2 protein-coding genes and 1 pseudogene are annotated in these 1003 nt (G+C 51.7%); 1 reads left to right on the top strand and 2 read right to left on the bottom strand.

All coding sequences use genetic code 11. The annotated features are described in order from the left end of the window. On the bottom strand, positions 1-176 hold a 176-nt coding region (locus ACWKXT_RS24215; protein WP_454542707.1), incomplete at its 3' end, for a queuosine precursor transporter. A 220-nt stretch (positions 177-396) separates the two neighbouring features. On the opposite strand from ACWKXT_RS24215, the gene tusA reads away from it, so the two are divergent. Beyond that, a complete protein-coding gene (tusA, locus tag ACWKXT_RS24210; protein ID WP_000130621.1) occupies positions 397-642 on the top strand; it encodes a sulfurtransferase TusA in 246 nt (81 codons plus the stop codon). A gap of 101 nt (positions 643-743) precedes the next feature. Here tusA and zntA read toward each other — a convergent pair. Continuing rightward, positions 744-1003 (bottom strand): annotated as a pseudogene (gene zntA, locus ACWKXT_RS24205) (Zn(II)/Cd(II)/Pb(II) translocating P-type ATPase ZntA); the annotation flags it as partial.

The following is a 1003-nucleotide window of genomic DNA, read 5'->3' as shown; positions in this document are numbered from 1 at the left end:
GTCAGGTCGGTCGCGAGAAAGATAAACGGAAAACTAAACGCGCCCCAGGTGGTATGAAAACCAAAAATGGAGACCGGAAGCTGGACCAGATAGTTACTGGAGGTGATCACCAGCAGATGAAATAACGATAACCAGAACAACGCCTTATAGCGTTGAGTTTGCGAGAAAACGTTCATATTGTACCTTTTTGATTAACCATTGGGGTGAGGGAACCCAATACGTACGACACGTCTGTTATCTTAACATAATAACGTGCTTACCCTTTTTTCGAGCCGCCGCATGATACTGCTTTACGTTGACAATGCAATGGTTAATTTTCACGCAATCGTTAACCTGGTTTGCTTACGGACTCACAGGGCGTAAACTAGCGCCGTTTTTTTAAGTGATGAGAAGAAAATGACCGATCTCTTTTCCAGCCCTGACCACACACTCGACGCGCTTGGCCTGCGCTGCCCGGAACCGGTGATGATGGTGCGCAAAACCGTGCGCAATATGCAGCCTGGCGAAACTTTACTGATTATCGCCGACGATCCGGCGACGACCCGCGATATTCCTGGGTTTTGTACCTTTATGGAACACGAACTGGTTGCGAAAGAGACGGATGGACTGCCTTATCGTTATTTGATTCGTAAAGGCGGTTGATGGGGAAAGATTGGCTTCGATGCCGCCTTTTCCCCTCACCCTAACCCTCTCCCCAGAGGAGCGAGGGGACCGATCGCGCTCAATGTTGCGATCGGTTTGCCTTATCTCCTGCGCAACAATCTTAACGCATTCGCTGTTACCAGCACGGTCGCACCGGTATCTGCCAGCACCGCCAGCCATAGTCCGGTCATCCCTAGCAGCGTGGTGACGAGGAAGATCCCTTTCAGCCCCAGCGCAATAGTGATGTTCTGGCGGATATTGGCGTGAGTGGCGCGGGCCAGTTCAATCATTTGCACCAGGCCGCGCAGGTGGTTATGGGTTAATGCTGCGTCGGCGGTTTCCAGCGCCACGTCTGTGCCAC

The sequence above is a fragment of the Enterobacter sp. UPMP701 genome (assembly GCF_053709515.1).
This window is presented reverse-complemented; position numbering and strand designations above follow the sequence as displayed.